The sequence below is a fragment of the Pseudomonas sp. FW305-E2 genome (genome assembly GCF_058782925.1).
Map to the genome: position 1 here is coordinate 80997 of NZ_JBYSYE010000019.1, position 14839 is coordinate 95835.

Sequence of the window (14839 nt, forward strand, 5' to 3'; positions counted from 1 at the left end):
TCGGTGATCGGGCGCAGGTAGGAGCGGGTTCACCCGCGAAAGGGCCGGCCCTGCTGGCCAATTTCCACCGCCGTTCAGCGTTGCCGGCGCTACCGTATTCGCGGGTAAACCCGCTCCTACCACGGTGGTGGAAAACGCACCGGTGATTCGGCACAGGCCGTCGTAGGAGCGGGTTTACCCGCGAAAGCGCCCTAGAGCCCGAGCTTGACCATGCGGGCCTTCACCGAAGCCTCGATCCCGGCCGCATCCAGCCCACACTCAGCCAGCATTTGCGCAGGCTTGGCATGCTCGACATAGATATCCGGCAGCCCCAGGTGCAGAAGCGGCTTGAGCACTGCCTGGCTGGCAAGGAACTCACCCACCGCAGCGCCCGCGCCACCCATGATGGCGTTTTCTTCAATGGTTACCAGCAGTTCATGGCTGCCTGCCAGCTCCAGCACCAGCGCCTCGTCCAGCGGCTTGACGAAGCGCATGTCGACCACCGTGGCGTTGATCTGTTCGGCCACTTGCATGGCCTCGGCCAGTTGTACGCCGAACACCAGCAAGGCCACTTTCTCGCCCTGGCGGCGGACCACACCCTTGCCGATCTCCAGTGGTTGCAGGTCACCGCTGATCGGCGCATTCGGGCCGGTACCACGCGGGTACCGTACAGCGGCCGGACCGTTGTACAGGTGGCCGGTGCTGAGCATCTTGCGCAGTTCGTTCTCGTCGCTGGGGGTCATCACCAGCATGCCCGGGATGCAGCGCAGGTACGACAGGTCGTAGCTGCCGGCGTGGGTCGGGCCGTCCTCGCCGACCAGGCCGGCGCGGTCGATGGCGAACAGCACGTCGAGGTTCTGCACCGCCACGTCATGGATCAGCTGGTCGTAGGCACGCTGCAGGAAGGTGGAGTAGATCGCCACCACCGGCTTGCTGCCCTCGCAGGCCATGCCGGCCGCCAGGGTCACGGCATGCTGCTCTGCGATCGCAACGTCGAAGTAGCGCTCTGGGTAGCGCTCGCTGAAGTCGACCAGGTCCGAGCCTTCCTTCATTGCCGGGGTAATGCCCACCAGGCGGTTGTCGGCGGCGGCCATGTCGCACAGCCACTGGCCGAACACCGCGGAGTATTTGGGGCCGCTGGCTTTCTTCGGCGCGGCCGGCTTGTCGGCCGGCTCCAGCTTGGTGATGGCGTGGTAGCCGATCGGGTCAATCTCGGCAGGGGCGAAGCCTTTGCCCTTCTTGGTCACCACATGCAGGAACTGCGGGCCTTTCAGGTCACGCATGTTGCGCAGGGTGGCGATCATGGTGGGCAGGTCGTGGCCGTCGATCGGGCCGATGTAGTTCCAGCCCAGCTCTTCGAACAGCGTGCCTGGCACCAGCATGCCCTTGGCGTATTCCTCGGTGCGACGGGCAATTTCCCAGGCGCCTGGCAACCGCGACAGCACTTTCTTGCTGCCTTCGCGCATGCTCGCGTAGGTGCGGCTGGAGAGGATCTTGGCCAGGTAGTTGGACAGGCCGCCGACATTGCGCGAAATCGACATGTCGTTGTCGTTGAGGATCACCAGCATGTCGGCATTGACTTCCTGGGCGTGGTTCAACGCCTCGAACGCCATGCCGGCGGTCAGCGCGCCATCACCGATCACCGCGATCGACTTGCGTGCGCTGTTCTGCAGACGGGCAGCAATGGCCATGCCCAGCGCGGCGCTGATCGAGGTGCTGGAGTGCCCAACGCCAAAGGTGTCGTACTCGCTTTCGCTGCGGCGCGGGAAGGCCGCGATGCCGTCCTTCTGGCGCAGGCTGAGCATGCGGTTACGACGCCCGGTGAGGATCTTGTGCGGGTAGGCCTGGTGCCCTACGTCCCACACCAGCCGGTCGTCCGGGGTGTCGAACACGTAGTGCAGGGCGATGGTCAGCTCGATCACGCCCAGACCGGCACCAAAGTGCCCACCGGTCTGCCCGACGGTGTAGAGCAGTTCCTGGCGCAGTTCGTCGGCCAGCGTCTCCAGGTCGGCTTCGGCCAACCGGCGCAGGCCGGCAGGCGTGTCAGCGCGGTCGAGCAACGGCGTGACCGGGCGTTCGCGGGGGATCTCTTGAAACGTCGTGGGCATCAGGCGAGTCGTTATAGGTGTGTGAAGACGCGGCAGTTTACCCCATTGTGGGAAAAGTGCCCATTCGACCACAGGTTACGCGGTCCCCTGTGGGGGCGGGTTTACCCGCGAATGCGTCGGCAAATTCAAGATCGCATTCGCGGGTAAACCCGCTCCTACAGGGATAGGTGAAGCTGTTTAGTTACGGCGTTCGACGATGTAACGCGCCAGTGCCCGCAGCGGTTCGGCCGTTTCGCCGAATCCTTGCAGTGCAGCCAGCGCCTGGTCGCGCAGTTCGATTGCATAGACTTTGGCGGCTTCCAGGCCCAGCAGGGCCGGGTACGTCGGTTTGTCACGCGCTATGTCTGCACCTTGGCGTTTGCCCAAGGTAGCAGTGTCGCTTTCCACGTCGAGGATGTCGTCCTGCACCTGGAATGCAAGGCCAATGGCCTGTGCATAAGTCTGCAGGGCATCCAGCTGCGCCTGTTCGGCACGGGCACTGGCCAGGGCGCCGAGGCGTACGCTGGCTTCGATCAGCGCGCCGGTCTTGTGCCGGTGCATGAACTCCAGCGCCTGCTGGTCCAGCTTCTGGCCCACCGAACCGAGATCGATCGCCTGGCCGCCAACCATGCCGGCCGGGCCGGCAGCTTTGGCCAGTACCTGAACCATGGCCAGGCGAATGCTGTCGATCTGAGGGCTCAGGCATGGGTCGAGCAGGGCACTGAAAGCCAGGCTCTGCAAACCGTCGCCCGCGAGGATTGCGCACGCTTCGTCAAACGCCTTGTGGGTGGTCGGCTGGCCGCGACGCAGGTCGTCGTCGTCCATGGCCGGGAGGTCGTCATGCACCAGCGAGTAAGCATGGATCAGCTCTACCGCGCAGGCTGCGCCGTTGGCTTGTTCGGCCGGGGCGCCCAAGGCTTCGCAGGCCGCATAGGCCAACAGCGGGCGCACGCGTTTGCCGCCGTTCATCACGCTGTAGCGCATGGCGGCGTAGAGGCGTTCCAGCTCTTTGCTCGGGGCGATGAACAGCGGTTCGAGGGCTGCGTCGACTCGGGCCTGGCAACTGGCCTGGTAGGTGCCAATCATGCTTCCGGCTCCGCGTCGAAGGGCTGGGCAGCCAGTTCACCGTCGCGCTCCAGCAGAATTTGCACCTTCTGTTCGGCCTGGGCCAGGGCGCCCTGGCAGTCACGGGTCAGGGCGATGCCTTGTTCAAAGGCGGCCAGCGACTCTTCCAGCGACAACTCGCCGTTCTCCAGGCGCTCGACCAGTGCTTGCAGGTCTGCGAGGGATTGCTCGAAATCGAGGGAGGCTTTTTTGCGGGCCATGGCGACTGTCTCGGTGGCATTCAGAACGGCGCGACACTAGCAGAGCGGGGCGGGGGGAGCAAACTTCCGGCAACTGCATCGGCTGATACAGACCGATGGAGGAGCGGCCCTGTGTCGCGAAAGGGCCGCTCTCACAAGGACCGCAAAGCGTCCCGGTTCGGTGGATCAGGCCGGCTCTGCTTCCCGTTCCAGCATCGCCTCACGGTACCGCGCCAGCTCCTCGATGGTCAGCACCGGCAAATTGTACTGCCGTGCATATACCGCCACCTGCTCGCCACGGGCCATGCTGCCATCGGGGTTCATCAGCTCGCACAAGACCGCTGCCGGGCGCAGGCCGGCCAGGCGCGCCAGGTCTACCGAACCTTCGGTGTGCCCACGGCGGGTCAGCACACCGCCATTGCGGGCGCGCAGCGGAAAAACATGCCCCGGGCTGACGATATGGCGCTGTTCGGCGCTGGAGCGCAGTGCTGCGTCAATGGTGGTGATGCGGTCCTGGGCGCTAACCCCGGTGGTGATACCTTCGGCCGCCTCGATGGTGACGGTGAAACCGGTGCCGTGGCGGGCCTGGTTGTTCTGCACCATGGGTGCCAGTTGCAGTTCGTCGACGGTGGCTTCGTCCAGGCACAGGCAGACGATGCCGCTGCAATCGCGAATCATCATGGCCATGGTCTGCAGCGTAATGTTCTCGGCGGCGGCAATGATGTCCGCTTCGTCCTCGCGGTCGTCATCGTCGAGCAACAGTACAGGGCGCCCGGCCTGGAAGGCGGCGATGGCGGCGGAAACAGTGGGAAATTGCGTGTGGTGCTGGGTGAACATGAAACGCTCCTCGTGAATGATCGATGAACGTCTCGGGGCGAACAAAATGCGCGCGCAAGGGCGCCCGGATGGCCCCTGCATGACGCCTTCTTTCATCCGGACTATGACCGTCGGCTCTGGAGTTGCACCAGATCTGCTGACCCCCGACATGGTCGGGGCGCTCGCGGGCTCATCTTTCGATTTACCGCCGGTGGGGACTTACACCCCGCCCTGAAGACCGACCCAGCATACAGCACAGGGCCACCCCAGTGGCAACCCGCGGCTCTACTACCTTCGACGAGACTTGCAGCAGTAACCATCTACCCCTTTGCACTTGCCGCAGCGCCTACCTTCGTGACGGTCACTTTGGCAAAACTAGGAAACGAACCGTCATGTCCTCTCTCTATCCCTTTACCGATACCGATCTCCATCTCGCATTCAGAAAGGTCGTCGACACATTGTTCGACAAGAAACGCGACTACGTCGACGGCGTGCTCAAGCCCAAAATGCTCATCATTGCCGGTGCACAGGGCTCGGGTAAAACGTACTTGCTGGAAAAAACGCTGTTGAAGAGCGGGCGCTACGACAATTATGTGCGCCTTTACGAAACCCATTTTCGAGAACTGCACCCTCATTATCGGGCGATGGAAGACAAAGGCGTGCTGCATGTCTACGAGCATACCGAGCCGTTCATCTGGCGCCTGGGGGCAATGATTTGCTCGTATGCGATGGAAAACAAATACAACATCATCATGGAGACCGCGCTAGACAGCCCTCATTTCGCTGATTTTCCACTTGATGCCGCCCAGAAGGGCTATCAGAGCGAGGTCCATCTGATTGCGTGTCAGAAAGAATTCAGCCACTGGTCGACCCTGGATCGTGTGGTCAACAGTGTTGGCAATCATGAGCTCGAGCGTGTGGTCAGCCTGACGCAGATCGAAGAGGCGCAAATCAATGGCAGGTCCATCATCGATGCTTTCGAAAACGCCTGTATCGAGGTACCGGGTTCCGAAATCGTGATCTATCGACGTGGCCTGGAGACGGAAAAGAACAGCCTGCCGGTCTGTCACAGCACCTGTCCTGAAAAAGGGCTCCTCGTGCCCCAGCAGACCTACCAGGGCAGAGCATTCTTCCGCGGGGCAGACCTGAAGATCAACTTCAAGGTCCAGCGCAGTCCCCAGGCCGATTTCCCCTGTTCCTATATTCAATATGCGCAGGTGGTGCATGCCGGCCTGCTGGGTTCGGAACACCGTCGGGCGATGGCCGAACTCAATTGCAAAACCCTCGGCCAGGCTCAGAGGCTGATGTCGCAGTTGCCTGTCGATGTCTACCGCGAGCTGTGCCTGTACGTGCTCAAGTACGCGCAACGTTGAGCCGGGCAGGCACAGGGCTGGTCACTGGCCAGACATGCCTTCGATCACCCTGCGCAGGGAGGCGCCCAGCATGGGCCCATGCCCCAGACCCTCGAAGCGCTCAAAGCGCACGTCGAGACCTTTGATCGCGGCCAGATCTGCCGCCAGTTGGCGCGCAGGCAACTCGTCGTTCTCGTGCGGCGAACCATGCGGGCTGGCGGGCTCCTGCCCGCCGCGCATCAGCAACAGGTGCGGGCGCGCCTCCCCCAGGCGTGAGGAAAGTCCTTGCGCCTCCCGGACAATCACACCATCGCGCCACCACAGTGACGGGCTGGCAGCAGCGTAAAGGCTGAATTCGCCGGGGCAGGTAAACAGTGCGTGAAGCACAGCCAGGCCACCATAGGAGTGCCCCCACAGCGTCTGTCGTTGCGGATCGATCGGCGCCACAGCCGACACCATCGTGCGCATGCGCCCGGTCAGAAGCTTCAGGAACGCATCGACCCCGCCGCTGGGCTGGCCGGTCAGCGGATCACGCTGCTGCACCTGCTCCGGCAGCGCCGGGGTATAGTCCAGCGTGCGGCCGGCCCTGTCGATGCGCAGTTCGGTCCGGTAACCCACCGCCACCAGCAGGGGCGCCTGGCCCGCGGCGAGCCTGTCCAGTTGCTGCTGATCCAGCGTCCCCAGTGCAGCATTCCCATCGAGCATCCACAGCACCGGGTACCCCGATGCTGGCGCTGGACGATTCGGCTTGCCAACCCACAGGCGGTAGTGACGCAGGCCATCGGCCGAGTCCAGATCAAGCTGGCTGAAGTGATAGGCCAGGTCCTGGCGCTGTAACACCGACGTGTCCATCTTCTGGTCATGCTCGGGCTGGGCCAGGACAAGAGGGGCCGCCAGGGCAAGTGCCAAGGCCAGCATCAGGGTCTTCTTGCTCATCGGGCGTCTCGTCAGGGCTTTGCAAGGAGCGCAAGGCTTGAGCGCCCAGATGATAACCAGTCCCGATCGAGCGTAAAGCGCATTAACTTTCTAAACAGTCTCAGGCCGCAGGCAAGGTCATGTGCAGGTACAGGCCCGGGTGCCCATTGCTGGCCCACAACCGCCCGCCTTGCAGTTCGATGGCGCGGCGGGCGATAGCCAGGCCCAGGCCGAAGCCTGCGCCACTGTCGGCCAGGCGCTGGTAGGGCTTGAAAATGCGCTCAAGGTCGGTATCCGGTACGCCTGGCCCTTGGTCGCTCAGGCGCAGGTGCCAGCATGCGCCCTCGCGCCAGCCATCAAGGCTGACCCGGCCTTCGGTCGGCGAGTGGCGAATGGCATTGCGCAACAGGTTTTCCAGGGCCTGGGCCAGACTGTCCAGATGGGCCTGCAGCAGGCAGTCAGTGCCAAGTGAACACGGCAGGCGCGCACGGTCCCAGCCGCTTTCGAAACAGACGTCCTCGCACAAGGCTTCCCACACGGAAAGCACCAATACCGGCTCGGTCGACAGGCTGGGTTGTTCGGTGTCCATCCACGCCAGGTCGAGGGTGTTTTCCAGCAACTTCTGCATGTCGGCCACCTCACGGTCCAGGCGCTCGCGCAACTGCGGCGGTGGCAAGTCGCTGTCATGGGCGATGCGCAGCCGCGCCAGCGGCGTGCGCAGTTCGTGAGACAGCGTGCGCAACAGCAGGCGCTGTTGCTCAAGGCTCTGGCGCAGGCGCCCGGCCATGTGCTCGAAGGCCTGAGCCAGTTCGCCCAGCTCATCACGGCGTTGCTGCAGGGGCAGGGCGGGGCTGTCAAGGTCATCGGCCCGCAGGGCGTCGGCGCGGTCGCGCAGGCGGTTCAGCGGCACGACAAGGTGCCGGTATAGCGCAAGGCCCAGCAGCAGGGCCAGCAGCGCGGGGGCAACGCCATGAGTCACCACATGGGTCCAGGGTGTCAGGCCTGTGGGTAGCAGCCGTTCGGGCAGTTGCAGCACCAGGCGGCCATGCTCGGGGTGTTGCGGAAATTCGATGCTGACGTATGGCAATTCATCCTGCAGGCGCCGGCTCATCGGCCAGTCGAGCTTGCGCATGAATGTCAGGTGGCTGGCTTCCTCGGCGCTCAGCGGGGTGGTGCCAAGGCTCTGAAGGTGTGGACCTATCACGGCCACCCAGGTGTCCTCGGCCAGTGCCACCTGCTTGCGCCAGGCTTCGGTGCCGGCTGCGCCGTCCTGCTCCCACGCCTGTTCGGCCTGTTGAGCATAACGCGCCAGGTAGTCCTGGTCGGCCTGGGACAGAAAATAGGTACTGCGTTCCACCGAAAGGCCCCAGGTCCAGATGAGCCAGATCAGCAACAGGCAGAAGCTGACTTGCAGCAAGGCCAGTTTCCACAGCAACGGGTGGCGACGCATCAGGTCTGCTCCGTGTCGACCAGGATGTACCCTTGGCCACGCACGGCCTGGATCTGCAGGTGCTGGGCGTTGATGTCGGCCAGTTTGCGGCGCAGGTTGCACACATGCACATCCAGGCCTCGGTCCAGTCGGGTATAGGCCCTGTGCAGCACGGTCTGGTACAGGAAGGGCTTGCTCAACGCTTCGTCGGGGTGGGCCAGCAGCGTGACCAGCAAGCGGAATTCGGAAGCGGTAAGGCCAGCGGCGTTGCCGTTGTGGATAACGTCCTGGCGGTCGTGGTCCAGCATCACCTCCCCCACGTCGGGACGCAGCGCCGTACCACGATCGAATGCCACGCGACGCAGCAAGGCATCTACCCGTGCGTCCAGCTCTGCCAGGCTGAAGGGCTTGGGCAGGTAGTCGTCTGCACCACGGGTGAAGCCGCTGATGCGATCCTGCTCGGCTCCTAGTGCCGACATCAGCATGACCGGCACGGCCTGCTGGCGGCGCAGGGCGTCGAGCAGGCTGAGGCCGTCGATGCCTGGCAGCATGATGTCCAGCAGCACCAGTTCAAACTGCGATTGCTGTATGGCATTCAGGGCCTGGGTGCCGCTGGCGCAGGCGTGCACCTGGAAACCGCGGTTGCGGAAATGACGGTCCAGGTCCTGAAGCAGGCGTGGGTCGTCTTCGGCAAGGAGAAGTGAGGTGGGCACGGCGAGCCTTGATGAGAACTTTTATCAGTTGCGAATCATCCCACTGGCTGCAGGGAAAGGGCAACGGCTTGATGTGTTAAGAAGGTTAATCCTGCTGCACCCTGGTTTTCGCTCCGGTATCGTTCGCAAAAAGCAACTTGTTTCGTTTGCGATTCAATATCATTTGGGCGAAGGGTGTGTCATGACCGGTTTCAAAAGTGTGGGCAGCTTACAGCGGGTTCGGGGATGGCTGGCGCTGGGGTTGCTGGCGCCGTTTTCTTTATCGGCAGTGGCCGAAACGGTAGCGGCCCAGGTGGCGGCCGAAGACAACTCGCTTGATCTGCCTGCATTGACCATCGAAGGCAACCGCCTGTACGACATGCTGCCTTCGGAAGAAACCGGCGGTTACAGCGTCGACGCCGCTACCGTGGGCACCAAGACGCCGGCAGCGCTCAAGGACATCCCGCAGTCGATCACCGTCTACACCCAGGACTACGTCAAGGATCGCCAGTTCGTGCACCTGGATGACCTGGCCAAGTACACCGCTGGCCTGCGCACCCTGACCAATGACAGCGGCCGCTCGTCGATCTACGCCCGTGGCTACGAGTACAGCGAGTTCAATATCGACGGCCTGCCGGCGCCCATGGCCAGCATCTTCGGTACTGTCCCGTCGTTGGCGGCGTTCGATCGCGTCGAAATCATGCGCGGGCCGGCCGGGCTGTTCAGCAGTACCAGCGAGCTGGGTGGCATCGTCAACATGGTGCGCAAGCGCCCGACCGCCGAGTTTCAGGGGCATATCGAAGGCAGCTACGGCACCTGGGACACCAATCATGAGGAAATCGACCTGAGCGGGCCGCTGGACGAGGCCGGTCGCGTGCGCGGGCGCTTCATCGCATCCCGTGACGACACCAATGGTGAAGTGGACTACAACGCCAACACCAGCAACACCTACTACGGTGCGCTGGACATCGACCTGGACGACGCCACCACTCTGTCGTTCGGCCTGATGCATGAAGTGAAGAACATCACCCCGCACAACGGCTACCCGGCCACGTTGTCCGGCGAGGTGCCCGACTTCAGCCATTCGCGTTTCCTGGGCGCCGACTGGAACTACTTCGACGGCAAGACCACCGACTTGGTCGCCGAGCTGACCCACCGCTTCGACAATGGCGGTTACGGCCGTGTCGCGGCTCGTGGCTCGCACCGCGACACCAACTATCTGTACGCCTTCACTGCAACCAATGCCACCACAGGCGCCAACTCCGAGCGCGCCAGCGCCCGTGATTTCACGCAAGACACTTATTCGCTGGACGCCAGCTACAGCCAGCCGTTCGAGACCTTCGGGCAGGTAAGCGAGTTTGTGGTCGGGAGTGACTACAAGAACTACGACACCGAGTACCTCAACGGCACCACCAATCTCGGCGCGATCAACGTGAATACTTACTCGCCGAAGCAGTTCGCCAAGCCGTCGCCCAACTACAGCACCGAGACCGGCATGCAGGAAGAGGAGTACGGCCTGTACTCCAAAGTGACCTTCCGCCCGGTGGAACGCCTGGCGCTGATTGCCGGTGGCCGCTTCAGCTGGTATCGCGGTGACTTCTACACCACCACCCTTAGCAGCGGCGCCACCACCAATGACAGCAAACGCGTCGACGGCCACTTCACCCCTTATGGTGGCCTGGTCTATGACCTGACCGACAACCACGCGCTGTACGCCAGCTATTCGCAGGTGTTCAAGCCGCAGTCCGACACTGACAGCAATGGTCGGGTGCTGAAACCGCGTGAAGGCGAGCAGTACGAGTTCGGCCTCAAGAGCAGCTACTTTGGCGGCGACTTGAATACGCGCTTCTCGGTATTCCGCCTGACCGACAAGAACCGCGCTACCACCGTATACGATGCTGATGGTGTGGCCACCACCGACTCCGTTGCATCCGGCAAGACCCGCGTGAAGGGCGCGGAAGTGGAAGTGAGCGGCAAGCTGACGCCAAACTGGGAACTGCTGGCTGGCTACACGTGGATGGAGACCGAAACCGTCAAGGGGGACGCCGAAACCACGTTCTTCATCATGCCGCGCAACCAGGCTTCGCTTTGGAGCAAGTACACCATCAGCCAAGGGCCGCTGACCGGCTTGGCCGTGGGTGGCGGTATATCGGCGATGAGCAACTTCCATTCCGAGAGTGGCGGCGTGCGTATCGATGCACCGGGCTATGCCACGGTGGATGCGATGCTGTCTTACCCGGTGACTTCGAAGCTGACGGCCACCCTCAACGTCAATAACCTGTTCGACCGGGACTACCTGTCGCGGGTGGGGTCTACCTCGACGTTCAACTTCTACGGGCCGTCGCGCAGCATGATGGTTGGGGCGCGGTATGACTTCTGACGAAGTCTGTGGCTGCTAGGTGCGCCGTAAAACAAGGCCGCGCCGGCAAAGGGCGCGGCCTTGAGGCTGAATGATGAGAAACGTGGGAGCGTATCTGCACCCTCGGGTATCAGGGCCATTAAGTTGTGAGGCCGCGTGTTAATAAGTAGCGTGCTTTTAATTCAAGAAAATTAAATCTACGAGGGGTGCCATTGATGCTTTATTTCCTGCCATTGGGTGTCTGACAACCACTTGTCTGCCACCGGAAAGAAAATATTCTCCTCGGCATCCATATGGTCATAATATTTCTTGATGAAGTCTTCGATCGTGTCGGCGATTACTCTCGCCTCTTGCGTTGACTGCTCCAACATCTTGAGCTGTCCGGCAATTCGCTTGAAGGCTTTATGATCTTGCTCGATAGCCATGACCCGTTGGTGAATCGGTGCGTCGGTTGCCAGCAAGGCCAGCCGAATAAGCTCTTCATTTTCATGGTGGTGTCGCTCTGCATCACCATGCAAGGCTTCCAGCTGCTTAAACAACAGCTTGCAGTCACCGGCACCCGCGGATCCGTGCCTTATCCTCTCCAGTAATTCTTTGATCTGAGTAATTTTGGTAGCCACCTCATGATGATAGGCGTGCAGCTCTTTCAACAAGGCGTTCATGCTAAGTCCTCATCACTACACCAAGCCGTTACAGATTAAATATTATTATTAAGCAATCTCCAAGGACAGCTGCACGTGTCGGTCTACATCTAATCCTTTAATTATAGTCTAGTGCGAAACGCTCACCTTCAAAAAAACCGCCCCCTTGGAAGATTTCGAAATATCAATTTGATGCCTATATGCATTGCAAGAAGACGCAGACACACCAGGATCGCTAGCGTGCTGTCCTTGAACAGCGGGGGGGGGCTGAGCACAGCAGGAGGTGCAAGGGGCTGCGTGCTATGCACGTAGGTCGGGGTTGGATACCCGCGGATTGTGACTGCTGTTTTTAAAGGCTTGTTAAATTAAAAAGCCGGCTTATGGTTGGTTTTTAAAGACTATCCATATGATTAGTATTGGTTTTAACCTTTTTAAAGCGTTGAGATCCGCCACTTTTGGGTCGTTTTTGACCGGCTTTTTCCGCGACTTATGACGGCTGACTCATGGGCGGATCGTAATTAGCCTTCATGGGTATGTTCCGCACCATCACGGTGAATAGGCTTCTTCTGAGCCGGCTTTGAGTGGTGATCACTGCCAGTTTCGTCATGGCCGTGGTGTTCAGGTGCGGGCTCTGGTGATGGTGATTTGGGATGGTGTGCCTGTGCATGTCCCCTGTCATGATGATCTCTCCCCGAGACTGCCTCTGCAGGGTGATTGGGCACGTTGTCGCCGTGTTGGCCTTCATGGCTGTGCATTTCACTTTCACCTCCACCATGCTGGTGACCGCCACTGATCGCTACCATCGCGTTGTACTGTTGGGCGTTCATCTGGGGTAGTTGATCCAGAAATGCAACGAGTCCCCAGATGTACTCATCGCCCATGCTCTTGCCCCAGGCAGGCATGCCAGAGGCTTTGATGCCGTGCTTGATGGTCCAGAATGCTACGGCGGGTTTACCACCGACCCCAAGCTTGCCAAGGTTGGGAGGAGACGGATAAAGCGCCTGGCTGAGCTCTGTTTTCTCGACGCCAGGGGCAAGATGGCAACCGATGCACATGGCGTTGTAGTTGCCGGCGCCGACACGAATCAGGTTTTCATCCTTGAGGTTCGGTACCTCGATGTTTCGTGCGCGTACCTCAATGGAGCGATCCCGAGCCATGACCAGAAATGCATGCACTGCAGGGAAATGCGGATCGTCAGCGCCGATGTTGACCAGGCCAAGGTAAGCTGCACCCAATACCCCTGCACTGGCCGCGGCACCCGCTACTACGAGCGTTGTAATTGTTCTTTTCATGTAAGGCTCTCAAAACCACATGCGAATACCGGCAACGAAACGCGCTTCATCCACATCCCCACCCTCATCGCGGATGAAGTCTGCGGTTTTGCCGTAGGAGCGGCTCCAGGTGACGCCTATGTAGGGTGCGAACTGACGGACGATTTCATACCGTAGCCGCAGTCCGACTTCGGTATTCGCGAGGCCGGAACCTACGTCGCGCGCGGGATCGTTCTTGCCATAGAAATTGGCTTCAACTGTTGGCTGCAGGACGAGGCGATTAGTCAGGAGAATGTCGTAGTCGCCTTCCAGGCGAGCGGCGGTCTGACCGTTTTCACCGATGAATGCAGTGGCTTCGGCTTCGAAGTCGTAAAGTGCCATACCCTGAATACCGAACGCCGCCCAGGTCTGGGGGGATTCGGGTTTGAAGTCCTGGCGCACCCCGGCAACCACATCCCACCAGGGGCTTATAGAACGGCCATAGAGGACTTGCAGCTCGGCATCCTCAGTGACGCCGTTAGTGCGTTCACCTTCGGAGCGGAGCCAGAGCCGGTTGATATCGCCGCCTATCCAGCCAGAAGCGTCCCACGACAGCGCGCTGCCGTCGTCTGCGTCCTGATACTCCAGTTGATCCAGCAAGAAGAAGCTGTTGATCGCGCTGTCGTGCATCTGATGCCCGCCCAGTGGGGGGAAGGCCGCTTGGCGGTCCGCGTCCGTTAGTTCGGGAATCGGGGTACGGCTGCTGGTCGCAGGCTCGCCAGAGCCATGGTTCATCGTAGAGTGATCCATCGCCCCATGGTCCATGCCTGCCATCGAGTCATGCGACGGGGCCCTGCTCATTTTCATGGACCCGTGCCCCATTGCCGAATGGTCCATTTCGTCAGCGGCAAAGCTGGGCACAGCGCCTAGCATGCCGGCTGAAAGGGTCAAGGCCAGCAGCGATGGTCGCGCCAAGCTATTGGCCATCTTTCCCTGCCTTAGCTTTGTCGCTGCCATGTGATTCCATCATTTTTTTGTGGTCCATGCCCTTCATCGAGTCATGGTCCATACCCATCATGGATTCATGATCCATGCCCTTCATCGAGTCATGGTCCATACCCATCATGGATTCATGATCCATGCCCTTCATCGAGTCATGATCCATACCCATCATGGATCCATGATCCATGCCCTGGGAACCTTTGCCTTTCGCAGTATCGGCAGTTTTCTGGGCGTGCTGCTCATGGTCATCGCTGGACCACGACAACGGGGCATAAATAGCAAACAGGCCAGCCATCGCAGCGGAGAGGAAAAACGTGCTTCGTTTCATTGGTTTGCTCATCTCGGATCTCCCGTTCATTCGTCCACACGGACTTCTCGGAACATGCCCGTTTCCATATGGAACATGAGGTGACAGTGATAGGCCCAACGCCCCAAAGCATCCGCAGTTACGCGATAGCTTCGTTTTGAGCCTGGTGGCATGTCGATGGTGTGTTTTCGAACCATGAAGTTGCCGTTCTCATCCTCCAGGTCGCTCCACATGCCATGAAGGTGGATGGGGTGAGTCATCATGGTGTCGTTAATCAAGGTGATACGAAGGCGCTCTCCGTACTTGAGGCGCAGGGGGGCGGCATCGGAAAACTTGATGCCGTCGAAGGACCAGGCGAATTTCTCCATGTGACCCGTCAGGTGCAGCTCGATATTCCGGCTAGGCTCTCGTCCATCTGGGTCGATGAAGGTGCTCCGCAGGTCTGCATAGGTCAGGACGCGGCGGCCGTTGTTACGTAGCCCGATGCCCGGGTCATCCAATTTTGCCGTCGGGGTCATCGTCTGCATGTCGACCAATGGGTTGTTGAGCTCTGAGTCTGGATGACTCTGCATTTCCTTACTCATGCCGGCCATGCTGCCGTGGTCCATGCCAGCCATCTTGCTGTGATCCATGCCGGCCATGCTGCCGTGGTCCATGCCAGCCATCTTGCTGTGATCCATGCCGGCCATGCTGCCGTGGTCCATGC

The 14839-nt window shown here is 60.8% G+C and carries 14 protein-coding genes and 1 riboswitch; of the genes, 2 read left to right on the forward strand and 12 right to left on the reverse strand.

Going from position 1 to position 14839, the window contains the following annotated elements:
• Nucleotides 1–191: 191 nt before the first annotated feature.
• The 4 genes from dxs to ribB all read right to left on the reverse strand — a co-directional run bounded on the left by dxs (nucleotide 192) and on the right by ribB (nucleotide 4207).
• Nucleotides 192–2087: a 1-deoxy-D-xylulose-5-phosphate synthase gene (dxs, locus tag AC3WLP_RS16060; protein WP_003255384.1), complete on the reverse strand. Its 1896-nt coding sequence runs from the start codon at nucleotides 2085–2087 to the stop codon at nucleotides 192–194.
• Nucleotides 2088–2264: 177 nt separating this feature from the next.
• Nucleotides 2265–3152 (reverse strand): (2E,6E)-farnesyl diphosphate synthase, encoded by an 888-nt coding sequence (gene ispA / locus AC3WLP_RS16065; RefSeq protein WP_014862077.1) that lies wholly within the window; start codon nucleotides 3150–3152, stop codon nucleotides 2265–2267.
• A complete protein-coding gene (locus tag AC3WLP_RS16070; protein WP_003255380.1) occupies nucleotides 3149–3391 on the reverse strand; it encodes an exodeoxyribonuclease VII small subunit in 243 nt (80 codons plus the stop codon). The genes ispA and AC3WLP_RS16070 overlap by 4 nt, the downstream gene beginning before the upstream one ends.
• A gap of 165 nt (nucleotides 3392–3556) precedes the next feature.
• Nucleotides 3557–4207: a 3,4-dihydroxy-2-butanone-4-phosphate synthase gene (gene ribB, locus AC3WLP_RS16075; RefSeq protein WP_003255379.1), complete on the reverse strand. Its 651-nt coding sequence runs from the start codon at nucleotides 4205–4207 to the stop codon at nucleotides 3557–3559.
• 80 nt (nucleotides 4208–4287) lie between these two features.
• Nucleotides 4288–4429, reverse strand: a riboswitch (FMN riboswitch).
• A gap of 149 nt (nucleotides 4430–4578) precedes the next feature.
• Here ribB and AC3WLP_RS16080 point away from each other — a divergent pair.
• Nucleotides 4579–5559: a zeta toxin family protein gene (locus AC3WLP_RS16080; protein ID WP_088513620.1), complete on the forward strand. Its 981-nt coding sequence runs from the start codon at nucleotides 4579–4581 to the stop codon at nucleotides 5557–5559.
• Between the two features lie 21 nt (nucleotides 5560–5580).
• Here the strand turns inward: AC3WLP_RS16080 and AC3WLP_RS16085 are convergent, their stop codons facing one another.
• From AC3WLP_RS16085 to AC3WLP_RS16095, 3 genes are all read right to left on the reverse strand, one after another.
• The gene (locus AC3WLP_RS16085) at nucleotides 5581–6474 is read right to left on the reverse strand and encodes an alpha/beta hydrolase (protein ID WP_047605330.1); all 894 of its coding nucleotides are present in this window, start codon (nucleotides 6472–6474) and stop codon (nucleotides 5581–5583) included.
• Between the two features lie 100 nt (nucleotides 6475–6574).
• Nucleotides 6575–7903: a HAMP domain-containing sensor histidine kinase gene (locus AC3WLP_RS16090; RefSeq protein ID WP_088513621.1), complete on the reverse strand. Its 1329-nt coding sequence runs from the start codon at nucleotides 7901–7903 to the stop codon at nucleotides 6575–6577.
• The gene (locus AC3WLP_RS16095) at nucleotides 7903–8595 is read right to left on the reverse strand and encodes a response regulator transcription factor (protein WP_012051067.1); all 693 of its coding nucleotides are present in this window, start codon (nucleotides 8593–8595) and stop codon (nucleotides 7903–7905) included. The genes AC3WLP_RS16090 and AC3WLP_RS16095 overlap by 1 nt, the downstream gene beginning before the upstream one ends.
• Nucleotides 8596–8776: 181 nt before the next feature.
• On the opposite strand from AC3WLP_RS16095, the gene AC3WLP_RS16100 reads away from it, so the two are divergent.
• Nucleotides 8777–10954 (forward strand): TonB-dependent siderophore receptor, encoded by a 2178-nt coding sequence (locus AC3WLP_RS16100; protein ID WP_047605332.1) that lies wholly within the window; start codon nucleotides 8777–8779, stop codon nucleotides 10952–10954.
• Between the two features lie 176 nt (nucleotides 10955–11130).
• Here AC3WLP_RS16100 and AC3WLP_RS16105 read toward each other — a convergent pair whose 3' ends face one another.
• The 5 genes from AC3WLP_RS16105 to AC3WLP_RS16125 all read right to left on the reverse strand — a co-directional run.
• Nucleotides 11131–11595, reverse strand: coding sequence for a hemerythrin domain-containing protein (locus AC3WLP_RS16105; protein WP_014755187.1), 465 nt, complete (start codon nucleotides 11593–11595; stop codon nucleotides 11131–11133).
• Nucleotides 11596–12092: 497 nt separating this feature from the next.
• Nucleotides 12093–12866 (reverse strand): c-type cytochrome, encoded by a 774-nt coding sequence (locus AC3WLP_RS16110; protein WP_088513622.1) that lies wholly within the window; start codon nucleotides 12864–12866, stop codon nucleotides 12093–12095.
• Between the two features lie 9 nt (nucleotides 12867–12875).
• A complete protein-coding gene (locus AC3WLP_RS16115; protein ID WP_012051071.1) occupies nucleotides 12876–13811 on the reverse strand; it encodes a copper resistance protein B in 936 nt (311 codons plus the stop codon).
• Nucleotides 13801–14184 carry a hypothetical protein gene (locus AC3WLP_RS16120; protein ID WP_088513623.1) on the reverse strand — a complete coding sequence of 128 codons (384 nt, stop codon included), beginning with the start codon at nucleotides 14182–14184 and terminating at the stop codon, nucleotides 13801–13803. The genes AC3WLP_RS16115 and AC3WLP_RS16120 overlap by 11 nt, the downstream gene beginning before the upstream one ends.
• A partial coding sequence (locus AC3WLP_RS16125) for a multicopper oxidase domain-containing protein (RefSeq protein WP_158249199.1) occupies nucleotides 14181–14839 on the reverse strand: 659 nt, incomplete at its 5' end. The genes AC3WLP_RS16120 and AC3WLP_RS16125, both read right to left, overlap by 4 nt.